Source organism: Curtobacterium sp. AB7, from assembly GCF_044909335.1.
In the GTDB taxonomy this organism is placed as follows: domain Bacteria; phylum Actinomycetota; class Actinomycetes; order Actinomycetales; family Microbacteriaceae; genus Curtobacterium.
Map to the genome: position 1 here is coordinate 1 of NZ_JBIYED010000005.1, position 14272 is coordinate 14272.

At 69.7% G+C, this 14272-nt stretch carries 17 protein-coding genes; 10 read left to right on the forward strand and 7 right to left on the reverse strand.

Going from position 1 to position 14272, the window contains the following annotated elements; translation table 11 throughout:
* Nucleotides 1–132 precede the first annotated feature (132 nt).
* The 4 genes from ABH929_RS11700 to ABH929_RS11715 form a co-directional block, all read right to left on the reverse strand.
* Nucleotides 133–957 carry a helix-turn-helix domain-containing protein gene (locus tag ABH929_RS11700; protein ID WP_194648031.1) on the reverse strand — a complete coding sequence of 275 codons (825 nt, stop codon included), beginning with the start codon at nucleotides 955–957 and terminating at the stop codon, nucleotides 133–135.
* 47 nt (nucleotides 958–1004) lie between these two features.
* Nucleotides 1005–1367, reverse strand: a complete 363-nt coding sequence (locus tag ABH929_RS11705) for a hypothetical protein (protein WP_404561366.1) — start codon at nucleotides 1365–1367, stop codon at nucleotides 1005–1007.
* A gap of 143 nt (nucleotides 1368–1510) precedes the next feature.
* Complete coding sequence (locus tag ABH929_RS11710) at nucleotides 1511–1786, reverse strand: hypothetical protein (RefSeq protein ID WP_404561367.1); 276 nt, start codon at nucleotides 1784–1786, stop codon at nucleotides 1511–1513.
* A complete protein-coding gene (locus ABH929_RS11715) occupies nucleotides 1786–2208 on the reverse strand; it encodes a hypothetical protein (RefSeq protein ID WP_263091866.1) in 423 nt (140 codons plus the stop codon). The genes ABH929_RS11710 and ABH929_RS11715 overlap by 1 nt, the downstream gene beginning before the upstream one ends.
* 32 nt (nucleotides 2209–2240) lie before the next feature.
* Here ABH929_RS11715 and ABH929_RS11720 point away from each other — a divergent pair, with 32 nt between their 5' ends.
* The 9 genes from ABH929_RS11720 to ABH929_RS11760 all read left to right on the forward strand — a co-directional run bounded on the left by ABH929_RS11720 (nucleotide 2241) and on the right by ABH929_RS11760 (nucleotide 11140).
* A complete protein-coding gene (locus tag ABH929_RS11720) occupies nucleotides 2241–3224 on the forward strand; it encodes an alpha/beta fold hydrolase (RefSeq protein ID WP_404561368.1) in 984 nt (327 codons plus the stop codon).
* A 78-nt stretch (nucleotides 3225–3302) separates the two neighbouring features.
* Entirely contained in the window at nucleotides 3303–4727 is a 1425-nt protein-coding gene (melA, locus tag ABH929_RS11725; RefSeq protein WP_263091868.1) for an alpha-galactosidase, read from the forward strand.
* A 125-nt stretch (nucleotides 4728–4852) separates the two neighbouring features.
* Nucleotides 4853–6157, forward strand: coding sequence for a sugar ABC transporter substrate-binding protein (locus ABH929_RS11730; protein WP_228510160.1), 1305 nt, complete (start codon nucleotides 4853–4855; stop codon nucleotides 6155–6157).
* On the forward strand, nucleotides 6141–7100 hold the full coding sequence (locus ABH929_RS11735) for a carbohydrate ABC transporter permease (protein WP_404561369.1): 960 nt from the start codon (nucleotides 6141–6143) through the stop codon (nucleotides 7098–7100). Before ABH929_RS11730 ends, ABH929_RS11735 begins: the two co-directional genes overlap by 17 nt.
* Nucleotides 7100–7975 carry a carbohydrate ABC transporter permease gene (locus ABH929_RS11740; protein ID WP_263091871.1) on the forward strand — a complete coding sequence of 292 codons (876 nt, stop codon included), beginning with the start codon at nucleotides 7100–7102 and terminating at the stop codon, nucleotides 7973–7975. Before ABH929_RS11735 ends, ABH929_RS11740 begins: the two co-directional genes overlap by 1 nt.
* 94 nt (nucleotides 7976–8069) lie before the next feature.
* Nucleotides 8070–8354, forward strand: a complete 285-nt coding sequence (locus ABH929_RS11745; protein ID WP_263091872.1) for a hypothetical protein — start codon at nucleotides 8070–8072, stop codon at nucleotides 8352–8354.
* Nucleotides 8354–10111: a hypothetical protein gene (locus tag ABH929_RS11750; protein WP_404561370.1), complete on the forward strand. Its 1758-nt coding sequence runs from the start codon at nucleotides 8354–8356 to the stop codon at nucleotides 10109–10111. Before ABH929_RS11745 ends, ABH929_RS11750 begins: the two co-directional genes overlap by 1 nt.
* 77 nt (nucleotides 10112–10188) lie before the next feature.
* On the forward strand, nucleotides 10189–10617 hold the full coding sequence (locus tag ABH929_RS11755; RefSeq protein ID WP_214546566.1) for a hypothetical protein: 429 nt from the start codon (nucleotides 10189–10191) through the stop codon (nucleotides 10615–10617).
* Nucleotides 10618–10720: 103 nt separating this feature from the next.
* Entirely contained in the window at nucleotides 10721–11140 is a 420-nt protein-coding gene (locus ABH929_RS11760; protein WP_404561371.1) for a hypothetical protein, read from the forward strand.
* 34 nt (nucleotides 11141–11174) lie between these two features.
* Here ABH929_RS11760 and ABH929_RS11765 read toward each other — a convergent pair whose 3' ends face one another.
* A complete protein-coding gene (locus tag ABH929_RS11765; RefSeq protein ID WP_404561372.1) occupies nucleotides 11175–11807 on the reverse strand; it encodes a TetR/AcrR family transcriptional regulator in 633 nt (210 codons plus the stop codon).
* Between the two features lie 48 nt (nucleotides 11808–11855).
* Here ABH929_RS11765 and ABH929_RS11770 point away from each other — a divergent pair, with 48 nt between their 5' ends.
* The gene (locus ABH929_RS11770; RefSeq protein ID WP_404561373.1) at nucleotides 11856–12812 is read left to right on the forward strand and encodes a zinc-binding dehydrogenase; all 957 of its coding nucleotides are present in this window, start codon (nucleotides 11856–11858) and stop codon (nucleotides 12810–12812) included.
* Nucleotides 12813–12936: 124 nt separating this feature from the next.
* Here ABH929_RS11770 and ABH929_RS11775 read toward each other — a convergent pair whose 3' ends face one another.
* Both ABH929_RS11775 and ABH929_RS11780 read right to left on the reverse strand, forming a co-directional pair.
* Nucleotides 12937–13146 (reverse strand): cold-shock protein, encoded by a 210-nt coding sequence (locus ABH929_RS11775; RefSeq protein ID WP_111086735.1) that lies wholly within the window; start codon nucleotides 13144–13146, stop codon nucleotides 12937–12939.
* A 16-nt stretch (nucleotides 13147–13162) separates the two neighbouring features.
* Nucleotides 13163–14272 carry an acyl-CoA desaturase gene (locus ABH929_RS11780; RefSeq protein ID WP_123673544.1) on the reverse strand — a complete coding sequence of 370 codons (1110 nt, stop codon included), beginning with the start codon at nucleotides 14270–14272 and terminating at the stop codon, nucleotides 13163–13165.

Consider the following 14272-nt stretch of genomic DNA (forward strand, 5'->3'; position numbering starts at 1 on the left):
CCTCGTCGGCACCGCCACCATCACCGCACAGATCAAGTAACACCCCACGTACTCCGGCTGTGCATGGCAGACCGGAACGGCCAACGCCCCGTCGCTCGCGACGGGGCGTTGCTCGTGCGTGGAGACACCGGATCAGCGAGCTCGTGCCCGGTACGCCCCCGGCGCAGTCCCACAGGCACGGGTGAAGTGCACGTAGAAGCTCGACTGCGACCCGAAGCCCGCGGCGTGCGCGATCTCCGAGGTCGTCATCGACGTCGTCGCGAGCAACCGCTGCGCCTCGGCCACCCGGCACCGAGTCAGGTACTCGACGATCGTGGTGCCGACGTCCTGTCGGAACACCGACATCGCGTAGTGCGGGTGCAGGTGTGCGGCCGCTGCGACGTCAGCGACCTCGATCGGTTCGCGGAACCGGTCGACCACGAACCGCACCATGTCGATCACCCGGTGCATGGCATCCGCGGTGCCGTGCCCGCCGCCAGGCCGCAGGTCCACGGCGTCGCGATGGTGCCGGAGCAGGCGACGCACGAGCGCCTGCGCCTCGAGGTTGGCGATGATCTCCGCACCGTCGTCCGCGAAGTCCCGCTGCCACGACCCGAGCATCGACTCGACGTCACGGCCGGCAGCTGCGGTCGGCACGACGACCGGGCGGTTCAGGAGCATCGCTCCGAGGTCGTGGTCGGGTAGTCCCCACGCCAGCACCTCGGCCAGGGGGATGTGCACCCAGCGGAACTCGCCGGTACCGGTGCCGTCACCCACGAGCTGGTGCGGGGTCCAGCCCCAGAACAGTGCGATCTCGCCCGCGTGCACACTGACCGGCGCCCCGCCGAACCGGTAGTCCAGGTGCCCGTCGAGCACCAGGTTCATCTCGAGGTCGTCGTGCCGGTGGGAGGACGCCATGAGCGGGGCCGGGCCGCGGTGGCTCCAGTACGCCGCTTCCATCGTCTCCACGTCGAGCACGTTGCTGAGCCTACGTCAGCGAGCAACCTCCCCACACAGGACCTCCGTCAGGGGGTCGCTTCACGAGACCAGTAGTCGGCCCTGATGATCAGCAGTTCTCCGTCCACTTCTGCGCTCAGGTTGACGGTCCGCGGGTCCCACAGCGTCCCGCGTTGCCGCGCCTGGGGTGTCATCCCCAGGCTCGTTGCGAGATCCTCCGGGCTCGTTCCGTTGGGCGGTCGGACCGAGAGCACGGCCCAGCACCCACCAGAAGCGCACTCCTTCTCCTCCGCGATCAGCTCGCTGCCCGCTGGCAGTGAGACCGAGGCAGCGGGTGGTACATCCCCCTCGGTCGCGAACACGGACAGCGACACGAGGCGGACACCGGCGAGCAACGCGATGAGCGCAAGCGTCACCACGACCGTCACCACGACCGATCGCTTCCGTCTCCCCGTGGCCGTCACGAGCGCCACCCTACGGCTTCGGCGCAGCAGCCTGTCCTGGTACTCACTCGACGACGTGGAGCACTTCGATGCTGACGGGCACATTCCCAGAGCACGTCGTCCGGAGGAAGCTAGAGCGTCGCGCCTCGCGTCGCGAGGTCCACGCGGCGGCCGTCCTCGAACACTGTCCGAACGTGCTGCACACCGTCGTCGAGGGTGCTCTGCCACGCCCACGGCTCACCTCCGAGGAGTGTCCGCGCGGCGACGTCCGCAACGAGATCGAGCTCGACGTCGAGGTCGCTCCACCGGTCCAGCTCGTCGGGCGTGAGGACGGAGCCGTACGGACGGACCGCGTCGACCGCCGGTGCCGTGCGGAGCCGCTCGAGGAGTGACTGCTGCCAACGCATCACCGAACCCTCCGAGCGTCGGCGACCGCGAGGTGACGGACGAGGTCGGCCGGATCAGTGCACATGGCCTCGAACAGTCGGTAGAGCGTCTCCGAACGTTCAGCCGGCCCCACGGCGTAGCAGGACTTGCCGAGACCGTAGGCGATTCCGGTCTCGATGTGCGCCGCTGCTCCGGCAGGGAGGACGAGCACGAACCGGTCGGCGGAACGGAGCGCTGCGAGGTCCTGTTCGAAGAGACTCCGGATGCCAGGTTCACCGAGCCGTGCTGCGTCGGCGCCACCGGGCACTGCGAAGGCCAACGCCTCGTCGTCGTACTGCGCTCGAACGAAGCTGTAGCACTGCGCGCCTGCACCGTCGAGCGCATCCACGACCTCGGCGACCGCGTCCCGGTTCCGCCAACTCCCTGCGACGAAGAAGTCCATCAGGCGAAAGTACTCGTCGGTAGCGTGGTGGGATGGTGTACACCCCGCACGAGCCGTACCGGACGAGCATGATCGCCGTGGACGGTGGGGCATCCATCTCCTGCGAGGAATCGGGCACCGCGGACGGCGTTCCCGCGCTCTGGCTCCACGGCGGGCCCGGAGGATCACTCGGCAGTGGCTGGTACCGCACGCACTTCGACCCCGCCCGCTACCGACTCGTGGGGATCGATCAGCGCGGAGCCGGGCGCAGCCGCACCCCGGAGGACGACCTCGCCGAGGCACTGGTCCGGCAGACCACGCAGCAGCTCATCGACGACATCGAGGCGGTCCGCACCACGCTCGGGATCGACACCTGGGTCGTCGCGGGCATCTCGTGGGGAACCACACTCGCCCTCGCGTACGCGCAACGGCACCCCGAACGTGTTCGCGCGCTCGCGCTCGTGGCCGTCACCACGACCAGTCGCAGCGAGGTCGACTGGATCACGGAGGGCATCGGCCGCCTGTTCCCCGCGGAGTGGGACGAGTTCGAACGTGCGAGCCACCGGCGCCCCGACGAGCGCGTCGTGGACGCGTACGCCCGGCAACTCGCGTCGCCGGACGCCCGCGTCCGCGAAGCCGCGGCGGCGGCTTGGGATCATTGGGAGAACGTGCACGTCTCGCTCGACCATCCCGAGCTCCGTGGGCACGGACACGTCGGGCCGGCGCGACGCGAGGCGTTCGCACGGTTGGTGACGCACTACTGGAGCAACGATGCCTTCCTGCCCGGCGACCAAGCAGTCCTGGCACGCCTCGACCGGATCCGTCACATCCCCACCACGCTCGTGCACGGACGGCGCGACGTCAGCGGTCCTGTCGTGACGGCATGGCGTCTCCACGCTGGCCTCCCGGAGAGCACGCTGACGATCGTGGAAGACGAAGGACACGGCGGTCCGGAGCAGAGCGACGTGCTCAGCCGAGCGCTCGACCAGCACGCCGACAGGACTTGGACCGCTCCGGAGGCGTCAGCCGTGATCTGACGACCGGTCCGAGGATCCTGGAACTCCACCGTCCGAAGCCGGAGGACCGCACACCCCCGCGCTTCCTACCGTCGACACATGACCAAGATCACCATCATCGGCGCCGGCGGCTTCGTCTTCCCCTTCCGCCTCATCGGCGACCTCGTCTCCTTCCCCGCCCTGCAGAATGCGACGTTGCACCTCATGGACCTCGACGCGGGCCGGGTCGCCCGCACCGCGACGGCCGCCCGCGAGCTCGTCGCCCACCACGGCCTCGGCGTCGAGGTCCTCGACACCACGGACCGGCGTGCGGCCCTGGCGGGTGCGGACGTCGTCATCATCACGTTCCAGGTCGGCGGCGTCGAGTCGTACAAGTGGGACGTCGAGATCCCGCGCAAGTACGGCATCGACCAGGCGGTCGGCGACACCGTCGGCCCGGGTGGCGTCTTCCGCTTCCTGCGGTCGGTGCGCGCGTACGAGGACATCGCCCGCGACGCGCTCGAGCTCTGCCCGGACGCCCAGTTCATCAACTACGCGAACCCGATGGCGATGGCCACGGCGTTCCTCAACGCGAAGGGGCTCCGGACGGTGGGGCTCTGCCACAGCGTGCAGGGCACGACCCGCATGCTGGCGCGCACGCTCGGCGTGCCGTACGACGAGGTCGAGTTCGTCAGCGCGGGCATCAACCACCAGGCGTGGATCCTCGAGTTCACGCGTCGCAACGGCGAGGACCTGTACCCGCGTCTGCGCGAGGTGATGACGGCGAAGCACCAGCGGGGCGTCGCGGCGTCCGACCTGCACGACGACGACGGCGACCACAGCGAGGCGGCTGCCGCGGCGAGCAACTACGAGGGCGGCAACGAGCAGGTCCGCACCCAGCTGATGCGCTCGTTCGGGTACTTCGAGACCGAGTCGAGCCACCACGCCAGCGAGTACGTGCCGTACTTCCGCAAGGACCCGGAGACGGTGCTCGAGTACATCCCGGAGCGCTGGGACTACTACGAGATCTGCCTGGCGCACGACGAGCAGGGCGACGTGGACACGCAGCTCGAGAAGCTCAAGGCCGACCTGACGCCGAGCGTCGAGTACGGCGCGAGCATCGTGAACGCGATCGTGACGGGCGTCCCCGCGGTGGTCTACGGCAACGTCCCGAACGCCACGGGCGTCATCCAGAACCTGCCGTCCGACGCCTGCGTCGAGGTCGCGTGCCTGGTCGACGGCAAGGGGGTGCAGCCGACGTCGTTCGGTGAGCTCCCGCCGCAGCTCGCCGCGATCAACCGCACGAACACGAACGTGCAGACCCTGGCGGTGCGCGCTGCGCTGACGGGCAACGTCGAGCACGTCCACCACGCGGTGGCTCTGGACCCGCTGACGGCGGCGCACCTGACGCTCGACCGCATCGCCGAGATGACCGACGAGCTCCTGCACGCCCACGCGGCGCTGCTCCCCGAGTCGTTGCGTCCGGCGGACGCGGTCACCGCGGCACCGGTGACCGACCGGGAGGCCCGCCCCGCGCTCGTCTGAACCGTCGCGCCCGACGTGGGGTCGGGTCCAGGACGCGACCCCACGTCGGACGCGCGGCGCCCCGTGTGCGCACCCCGCGCCTCCCGGCCGACCTGAACGGCACCACGACCTCAAAGGAGAGGACCATGCCGACCCGTCCATCCCCCCAGCTCGCCAGACGGGGGTTCCTCGCCCTCGCCGGCATCTCGCTGACCGGCGCACTGGCAGCGTGCGCCGGCGGCGGAACGACCGGCCGCGGCGGGACGAAGCACATCCGCCTGTCCACCTGGAACATCCCGACGGACATCACGAGCTACCAGGCGATCGCCGACGAGTTCGTCGCGGCGCACCCTGGCACGAGCGTCGCCGTCGAGGTGACCACCGGGCAGTTCCACCAGTGGTTCATCACCCGGCTCGCCGCCGACCTGGCGCCGGACGTCATCCGGATCACCCCGCAGCAGATCGGTCGGTACGCCGCGAACGGCAGCCTGGTCGACATCTCGGGGTCCGTCCCGGCGGACTACCGGCAGGACTACAGCGACCCGTTCTGGGCGATCGGCGCGCGGGACGACGGCGTGTACGGCGTCTTCCAGCACACCGACAACTTCATCACCTACTACAACCGCGACGTCATGGAGCAGATCGGCGTCACGCCACCGCAGGCCCTGGCCGACGCGTGGACGTGGGACGAGTTCCTCGACGTCGCGCAGGAAGTCAAGCAGGTCACCGGCAAGTACGCGTTCGGGTACGGGTGGTCGTCGCCCGAGACGGCGTACCGGTGGCTTCCGCTGGTCCACCAGAACGGCGGCGCGTTCCTCGGCGAGGACGGTGCCACCCCGTCGATGGACACCCCGGAGGCGATCGACGCCCTGGCCTTCGGCCGGAAGTGGTACGCCGACGGACTCGCGACCACGGGCAACCTCAGCAAGAGCGGCGGCGGCGACGTCTCGCGGAACCTGTTCCTGACGGGGCAGATCGGCATGATGCTCAACAACCCGGAGTCGATCGCGCAGCTCGACACCGACATGCCGGACAACTGGGGCACGGCCCCGATGATCCGGAACGTCGGCGAGGCGAGCGACCTGGGCGGCAACGCCCTGGCCGTCACGAAGTCGAGCAAGCACCCGGAGCTCGCGGCCGAGCTCGTGGCGATGATCACGTCCCGGTCGAAGATGCAGCAGTTCTGCCACGACGGCAACTGGCTGCCCGCCCGGAAGTCCCTCGACGCGAAGGACATCGGGTACGCCGCGAACACCGACACGATGCAGCGGTTCATCGACCAGGGGACGACGATCCCGCTCTCGATGGTGAAGGCCGAGAGCGGCGAGTACTTCAGCTCGCTCAACGCGGTGTTCGCCGACTACCTCGACCTCTGCCTGCTCGGGCAACTGAGCCCGAAAGAGGCCTCGAACCAGATGATGGAGGCGATGCGCAGTGTCACTGCGAACTGAGACCGCGCCGGTCCGAACGACGGCGTCCACCGCCCCACCGACCGGCGGGCTCCCCGCTGGCGGCGGGGCCCGCCGGAGCCGGGGCCGCTTCGTCCCGTACGTGTTCATCGGCCCCGCGGCGCTGCTGTTCCTCGCCTTCTCACTCATCCCGATCATCACGGCGATCGCGCTGAGCTTCCAGGACTCCAGCACCTCGCTCGGCGACGGCACCTGGGTCGGCGGGAAGAACTTCGTCGACATGGGCTCCGACCCACTCATCGGCACGGCGCTGCGGAACACGCTCGTGTTCACGCTCGGCACCGTGCCGACCTCGATGGCGATCGGGCTCGCCCTGGCGGTCGCCCTGAACCGGCCGCTGCCCGGGCGCTCGGTGTTCCGTGCCCTGTTCTTCGTGCCGATGGTCGCGGCCGGCGTCGTGGTGGGCGTCATCATGTCGTGGATCTTCAACGGCGACTACGGCGTCGTGAACAACCTGCTCGAAGCGCTCGGGATGGGGCGCGTGCCCTGGCTGACCGCTCCGGGGTGGGCGATGGCGACCCTGGTGGTCGTCGTGGTCTGGACCCGGATCGGCTTCTGCATGGTGATCTACCTCGGCGCGCTGCAGTCCGTGCCCGCCGGGCTCAAGGAGGCCGCGGCAATCGACGGCGCCTCGCGATGGGTCCGGTTCCGGACCATCACGTGGCCGCTGCTCCGCCCGACGACGTCGATCCTGCTCATCCTGAACGTCGTGTTCTCGTTGCAGGCCTTCGACGTCATCTACGTGATGACCGGCGGTGGCCCCGGCTTCTCGACGACCGTGCTGATCCAGTACGTGTTCCGGTCCGCGTTCATCGATGCCCGGATGGGCTACGCCGCGGCGCTCGGACTGGTGCTCGTCGCGATCCTGCTCGTGTTCACGCTGCTCCGGCAGCGCGCCAACCGCAAGGCGGAGGAGATGCTCTGATGGCCGTACTCGATGTCCGCGGTCCCCGCCGCCGTCCGGCTGGAGCCCGCTCCCGGCGCCGGCCTGGTCGTTGGGTGCTCGTCGCCGGGCTCACCGCCCTGGCGATCCTGATGGTGTTCCCGCTGTACTGGATGGTCGTCTCGGCACTCACCCCCGGCGGGCAGTCGCAGAGCGGCACGTTCTCGCTGTTCCCGACGCGGCCGACGTTCGAGAACTACACGCAGGTGTTCAGCACGCAGCCGGTCTGGCGGTGGCTCGGCAACTCGGCGCTCATCACCAGCGTCGGCACCGCGTTGAGCGTCGTCGTCTCGCTGATGGCCGGGTACGCCCTCGCCAAGTTCCGGTTCATCGGACGGGGCCTGCTGTACTCGGCGTTCCTCGTCACGATCATGATCCCCATCCAGGTCACCCTGGTGCCGAGCTTCCTGGTCGTCGCGAAGATCGGTCTGGTCGACTCCCCCTGGGCGGTGATCCTGCCGACCGTGTTCGACGTCGTCGGGATCTTCATCGCCCGGCAGTTCATGCTCGGGGTGCCGGACGCCCTGATGGAGGCCGCTCGGCTCGACGGCGCCGGAGAGTTCCAGACGTTCTTCCGGGTGGTGCTGCCCTCGTGCGGTCCCCTCATCGGTGTGCTCGTGATCCTCGGCTTCATGACGCGGTGGAACGACTTCCTCTGGCCGCTCGTCGTGCTGCAGGGCAACGAGAACCTGACCGTGCCGGTGGCCCTGTCGACGTTGACGAACAACCCGGCGTTCAGTTCACCGTGGGGTGCCGTCATGGCCATCGCGACCGTGACCGTGCTGCCGCTGCTCGTGGTGTTCCTGGCGTTCCAGCGCCAGTTCGTGCAGGGCATCGCGTCGACCGGGATCAAGTAGCGCGGCGGCGGGCGTTGGTCGCGGCGGCGGTCGGAACCTTGCACGTGGACGCCGTCGGTTGATATGTTGGCGGCGATCCACGCGGGGGGGGGACATGGGGGATCTGCAGGTCGACACGTCGGCGCTCGACGCCTTGACGCACGCCCTCACGCCGGTGCCCCAGGCCGTCCGCCTGGATCGATCGTTCCGAGATCCGCGTGAAGACGCCCTCGGGTCGGCGGACGTGGCCGGAGCTCTCGGTGATGCGGGCTCGACCGTGACGGACCGCGCCGAGGTACTCGCACAGTCCCTCACCGCGATCGGTCAGTACCCCTTCCAGGTCGCGACGCAGATCTCGGCGACCGAAGACGACCTCGCCGGACAGGCCGGTGGTCGCTGATGACGTGGACCACGACCGACCCGGGCGCCGGCGACACCGCCGCCGTCACGGCACTGGCGACGGCACGACGCACCAGGGCCGACGAGCTCCGCGACGTCGAACGGACGCTGCGTGGTGTCGCGGGTGACGGTCAGAGCGCCGATTGGAAGGGTCGCGCCAAGGAGCCGTTCATGGCGAACATCGGCGACTTCACCGCGGACACGATGACGCTCCGCACCGCGCTCGACGAGCAGGCAGCAGCGCTCGAGCAGTACGCCAGCGACCTGCACGCCGTGCAACAGGAACAGCAGCGGCTCGAGACGGCCCGCGCATCGGCCGCCGAGGCACTGGCGACGGCGCAGTCGGCCCTCGACACGGCCCGTTCCGAATCGCGCGCAGCCGCATCCGACGACAGCGCGACACCCGAGTCGCGAGACGCGCTCCGCTCGGCGGCGAACCAGCACGAGGACTCGGTCTCCGCCGCGGTCACCACCAGCCGTGCGCTCGACCTCGAGTGGGACGCCCTCGTCGAGCAGCGTCGCACCGCGGACCGGAAGTGCTCCGACGCCCTGAGCGGCCGCGTCGCCAACGGACTCCCGCGCACCCTCTCGCAGTCGTCGATCGCCGGCGCCACTCCCCTGACCCTGCTCGCCCTGCTGCAGGGCATGACCGCCGACGAGGCCGCGGCCTTCCTCGAGAAGCACCCCGAGGTGGCCGAGGCGATCGAGCAGGCTGATCCCGGTGCCGTCCGCGCCTGGTGGCAGTCCCTCGGCACTGGCGACGACTCGGTCCTCTCCCCTGAGCAACTGGCGCTCGTCGGTTCGATCCCGAGCGTGCTCGGAGCGCTGAACGGCGTCCCGCCGGCTGCTCGTGTCGCCGCCAACCGGAACCTCGCCGGCGACCGGCTCTCGACGGTGCAGTCGCGGCTCCAAGCCCTCCGCATCGCGCAGAGTCTGTCGAAGTCGCTCACCGGTCGGACGGACAAGAAGACCCAGGACGAGATCGACAGCCTGGCGCTCGAGGAGAAGTACCTCCTGCGCGTCGTAGCAGAGCCGCCGAAGACGCAGCTGTACCTCTACGACCCCGCCGAGAAGCGCATCATCGAGATGATCGGGACACCCTCGCCGGACACGAAGCACGTGATCACCTACGTGCCGGGGACCTTCAGCAACATGGAGTCCTTCTACGGCGGTGGCGTCCAGCAGGTGGCCGAGTACCTCCACGCCTACTCGCCCGACGACACCGTCGCCTTCGTCGCGAAGGACGGCGTGTTCCCGGGCGAGGAGACCGCGGGTCCGGCTGGCGTCAACGAGGCGAACCAGCCGGAGTTCGCGCTCGGCCCCGCCGAACGGCTCCGGCAGCTCGCCGCGGGCCTCGATGTGGACCCGGACCTCGCGAACGCCCGGACCACCGCGATCGGGCACAGCTGGGGCGTAGCGAACATCACCACGTCCGAGACCCTCGGCACGCAGTACAACCAGGTCGTCTCGCTGTCCGGAGCCGGGATGCCCGAGACCTGGAAGCCGAACCAGCTCACGACCTACACCGACTACTCGTACGTCGACATCCTCCAACTCGGTCAGGCGACCGGTCAGGTCTGGGACGGCAACAATCCCCGGTGGAACCCCGCCTTCGCCCATGGCGAGTACTACGGCCCGGCGCCGGATGACGTCAACCCGTACGATTTCAGCAACCTCATGGAACAGCACAACAAGGTTGCCCGCATCGAAGGGAACCAGGATGTCCTGGACGACCTGGTAGGAGAGATCTACCCGTGATCCGCCGCTCGCTCACCACCCTCACCGTCGGGGCGTCCATCGTCCTGGCCCTCACCGCTTGCGCCGGAGGACAACCCATGGCGGAATCACCGACACCGACGTCGAGCTCGAACCAGGCAGCAGCGCGATCCGACGCCGAGCGCCACACCGGCGAGGTCCAGCGGCGGATCGCCGACACCTTCGCGTCCTCCGCCGTGGCCTCGGAGACCACCCGCGACTGGGTGCTGCTCGCCTGCGCAGCCGATGCGGTCCAGTCGGCCGGCGGCATCACGCTCCAGCTCGCGAAGTCGGTGCCGGTCGACGAGGCGTACGAGTCGATCCGCGGTGCGTTCTCCGACGAGCCGTCGTTCACGACGAAGACGGACCAGACGTCGAAGGGTCTCGATCGGCTGTCCCTCAGCAACGGCGCCGGCGAACGCTACCTCGTGACGATCGACGATGACGGGGGGATCGTCCGCATCGCCTCGTTCTCGCCGTGCTTCCCCGGATCCCTGGCCGACCGGTGAGGTGTCCGCAGCCGCGCGAGTGACAGGACGGTCCAGAACGGTCATCGCGAGCCTCGTGATGTCCCTGACCCTGTCACTCACCGCGTGCGCTGGAGGACCGTCGATGACCGAGACACCCGATTCGAGCACATCGCCCTCGATCACTCGCGCTGCTGCTGAGGAGCAGACGACGTCGATCCTGGACCGTGTCATCGCTGCATTCCCCGACGGCGCGGTCGCGAGCCGTCGAACGATCGGCTGGACCTTGCTCGCGTGCTCGGACACCGACGTCTCGGCTGCCGGCGGCGCATGGCTGACGCTGGCACGGGACGTGGACGCGGACGCCGCGTACGACGCGATGATCGCGGCTGTCCGCGACGACGGCTACACCGCGACCACGGACACGACCGGCAAGGGGGCGAAACGCTTGACGATCACCGGTGCCGACGACGACCAGTTCCTCGTCACGATCTACAACGACACGCAGAAGGTCCGGATCTCGTCGTTCTCGCAGTGCTTCCCGGGGTCCCCCACCGACGGCTGAGCAGGGCCGTCCCGAGGGCGGCCCCCAGACCCGGTCAGACCGTGGTGCGGAGCACAGCTCCCACGACCCGCGCGGGCTCCGGCAGCGGCTCGTTCGTCGCCGACGCTCGGAAGGAGTCGAGTGCGAGCGCAGCGAACCGCCGCGCCGCGCCGAGTCGCTCGGCCTGGTCGTCTCCCCGGAGCCCCCGCGCCGCGAACAGCACGAGGAGCAGGTCGTCGACGACGAAGTCCGGCCGCAGCCGTCCCACGGCCTTCGCTCGGAGCGACAGGGCAGCGATCGCGTGCAGGAGCTCGGCGCGGTGCCGGGCGAGCCGGTCGGACACCTGCCCGGCGGCAACGAGCGCATCGACGAAGCCCTGGTTGCGGGCGTTCAACTCGACGGTGCGCTCGACGACGGAGCGCAGGCCCAGCCAGGGGTCGGGGTGCGCGGCGCCCTCGAGGACGATGCTCCGACACAGCTCGAGCTCGTCCTCGAACGCGGCGTCGACCAGGTCCTGCCGCGTCGGGAAGCGTCGGTACAGCGTCGCCGGGCCGACCCCCGCGTGCCGGGCGACGTCGCGCATCGTCACGTCGAGACCGCGCGAGCCGAACAGGTCACGCGCCGCCTGCAGCACACGGTCGCGGTTCTCCTGCGCATCAGCCCGCAGGTGAGGCATCTGGGCGGTCATCCGTTCCACTTTAGTCAAGTGGACGCAGGCGTCCGTTAGCGTCGCAGCATGCTCGCAGTCACCATCCAGTCCTTCGGATCGCCGGACGGCCTCGTCCCCATCGACCTCCCAGAACCCGTTGCAGCGCCCGGCCAGGTCGTCATTGACGTCGAGGCAATCGGCGTCGGCGGTGTCGACGCCGTCATCCGGCGCGGCACCCTCGGCCGCCCGGGGATCGACCCCGGGTACGTCCCCGGCAGCGAGGTGGCCGGTACGGTCGTCGCCGTCGGGAACGCCCTCGACGACGCGTGGCTCGGCCGGCGGGTGTGGGCGTTCACCGGGGTTGGCGGGGCCTACGCCGAGCGGGTCGTCGCGCGGATCGCCGACCTGACACCGCTCGACGACGGATTCGGCGCAGTGGAGGCCGTCGCCCTCGGGTCGGCGGCCCCGGTTGCACGGTTTGCGCTCGCGCACGCGCACCTGGACGCCGGCGAGCGAGTGCTGGTCCGCGGCGCCGCCGGCAGCATCGGGATCGCAGCGGTCGAGCTCGCCGTGCAGGCGGGGGCAGAAGCCGTCGCGGTGACGACCGGTTCGGCGGAGCGCGGCGAACGGCTGCGCGGACTCGGCGCGACGCACGTGCTCGACCGGCGGGGCCTCGGCGACGGCCCCGAGGCCTACGACGCCGTCATCGACATCGTCGGCGGCCCCGCGATGCCCGACTTCATCGACCGCCTGGCACCCAACGGGCGGCTCGTGATCGTCGGTGCCGTCGCTGGGATGCCGCCGGCGGACTTCGGAGGGCACCTGCTGCGCGCGTTCCAGCAGTCGCGGTCCGTCGCGACGTTCAGCCTCGACTCGGTGCCGCGCGGCGCGCTGGCCGCGGCCCGTCCGGAGCTGTTCCGCGCCGCCGCCGCAGGCGAGCTCACCCCGGTCGTCGACGACGTGCTGCCGCTCGCCGAGGCAGCGGAGGCGCACCGACGCATGGACGCGGGCCGGGTGTTCGGACGGATCGTCCTGACGCCCTGAACCTCGACCCAGGCCGGCTCGCGCGTCCCTGGCGTCATCGGGCGTACCAGCGCAGTGGACATGGGAAAGAAACGACGGGAGGCACGGTGCCAGCTGGCACCGTGCCTCCCGTCCGTCGTCCGTGTCAGCGGATGATCGAGATGTTGTCCGCCTGCGGGCCCTTCTTGCCGGGGCCCACGTCGTACTGCACGTGGTCGTTCTCCTCGAGCGACCGGTAGCCGGTCGTCGCGATGATGCTGGAGAAGTGGGCGAACAGGTCCTCGGACCCGTCGTCGGGGTGGATGAAGCCGTACCCCTTGGCGTGGTCGAACCACTTCACGGTGCCGGTCGGCATGGTCGACAGCACGGCGTCAGTGGATGCGCAGTTGCGCGACCATCGGGCAGGCGAACGGATCGCGGGCAGCGAGCCCGACGCGGTTCAGGTACCGGACGACGATGCCGTAGGAGCGCAGCAGGGTGGTCTCTGTGTAGGGCACTTCGAGTGTGTCGCAGTGGTCGCGGACGAGCAGGCGGGCCTGCTTCAGCGCCGGACGCGGCATCGACGGGAACAGGTGGTGCTCGACCTGGTAGTTCAGCCCGCCCATCAGGAACGAGACCCACCAGCCGCCGCGGATGTTGCGCGACGTGCGGACCTGGCGCGAGAAGAAGTCGACCTTGGCGTCGTGCGCGATCGTCGGCATGCCCTTGTGGTTCGGGGCGAACGAGGCGCCCATCATCACGCCGAACACGGCGAGCTGCACACCGAGGAACGCGCAGGCCATGCCGAACGGCAGGAACCAGAACACGACCGTCAGGTAGATGCCGAAGCGGGCGACGAGCAGCGCGGCCTCGAGCCAGCGGTGCTTCACGTCGGCCTTGGTGCCGTTGCCGGTGACGATGCTCTGCACGGCGTACCGGTGCAGGTTCAGGCCCTCGAGCGTCAGCAGGGGGAAGAACAGCCAGCCCTGGAACCGCATGAACGTCGTCATGAGCGGGCCCTTGACCGCGGCGGCGTCCTCCGGCAGGAACCGGATGCCGTCGGGTGCGATGTCCGGGTCCTTGCCGACGGTGTTCGGGTTGCCGTGGTGGCGGGTGTGCTTGTTCATCCACCACGAGTAGCTGAGGCCGACCAGGAAGGTGCCGAGCCAGCGGCCGGCGTGGTCGTTCCACTTCTGCGAGGCGAAGACCTGGCGGTGCGCGGCCTCGTGCGACAGGAACGCGAACTGCGTGAAGATCACGCCGAGCGCGCCGGCGACGATCAGCTGGAACCAGGAGTCACCGAGGAACGCGAACGCGACCCATGCGAGCGCGAAGGTGACGATGAGTGTGCCGAACAGCGACCAGTAGAACCCGGTGCGGCGGCGGAGGAGTCCGTTCTCCTTGACCTGCGCGAGCAGAGCGGAGTAGGTCGAGGTGCCCTTGGGGCTTCCTGTTCCTGGACGAGTACGTGTGTAGCCCGGAGCGAGCGGAGTGGTGGTCAA

What these genes read in the sequence shown, in the direction of transcription:
- ABH929_RS11720 (WP_404561368.1), top strand. Translation starts at nt 2,241, where the DNA reads ATGGTGTACACCCCGCACGAGCCGTACCGGACGAGCATGATCGCCGTG.
- melA (WP_263091868.1), top strand. Translation starts at nt 3,303, where the DNA reads ATGACCAAGATCACCATCATCGGCGCCGGCGGCTTCGTCTTCCCCTTC.
- ABH929_RS11760 (WP_404561371.1), top strand. Translation starts at nt 10,721, where the DNA reads ATGACCGAGACACCCGATTCGAGCACATCGCCCTCGATCACTCGCGCT.
- ABH929_RS11745 (WP_263091872.1), top strand. Translation starts at nt 8,070, where the DNA reads ATGGGGGATCTGCAGGTCGACACGTCGGCGCTCGACGCCTTGACGCAC.
- ABH929_RS11775 (WP_111086735.1), bottom strand. Translation starts at nt 13,146, where the DNA reads ATGCCGACCGGCACCGTGAAGTGGTTCGACCACGCCAAGGGGTACGGC.
- ABH929_RS11765 (WP_404561372.1), bottom strand. Translation starts at nt 11,807, where the DNA reads ATGACCGCCCAGATGCCTCACCTGCGGGCTGATGCGCAGGAGAACCGC.
- ABH929_RS11755 (WP_214546566.1), top strand. Translation starts at nt 10,189, where the DNA reads ATGGCGGAATCACCGACACCGACGTCGAGCTCGAACCAGGCAGCAGCG.
- ABH929_RS11715 (WP_263091866.1), bottom strand. Translation starts at nt 2,208, where the DNA reads ATGGACTTCTTCGTCGCAGGGAGTTGGCGGAACCGGGACGCGGTCGCC.
- ABH929_RS11750 (WP_404561370.1), top strand. Translation starts at nt 8,354, where the DNA reads ATGACGTGGACCACGACCGACCCGGGCGCCGGCGACACCGCCGCCGTC.
- ABH929_RS11740 (WP_263091871.1), top strand. Translation starts at nt 7,100, where the DNA reads ATGGCCGTACTCGATGTCCGCGGTCCCCGCCGCCGTCCGGCTGGAGCC.
- ABH929_RS11770 (WP_404561373.1), top strand. Translation starts at nt 11,856, where the DNA reads ATGCTCGCAGTCACCATCCAGTCCTTCGGATCGCCGGACGGCCTCGTC.
- ABH929_RS11730 (WP_228510160.1), top strand. Translation starts at nt 4,853, where the DNA reads ATGCCGACCCGTCCATCCCCCCAGCTCGCCAGACGGGGGTTCCTCGCC.
- ABH929_RS11710 (WP_404561367.1), bottom strand. Translation starts at nt 1,786, where the DNA reads ATGCGTTGGCAGCAGTCACTCCTCGAGCGGCTCCGCACGGCACCGGCG.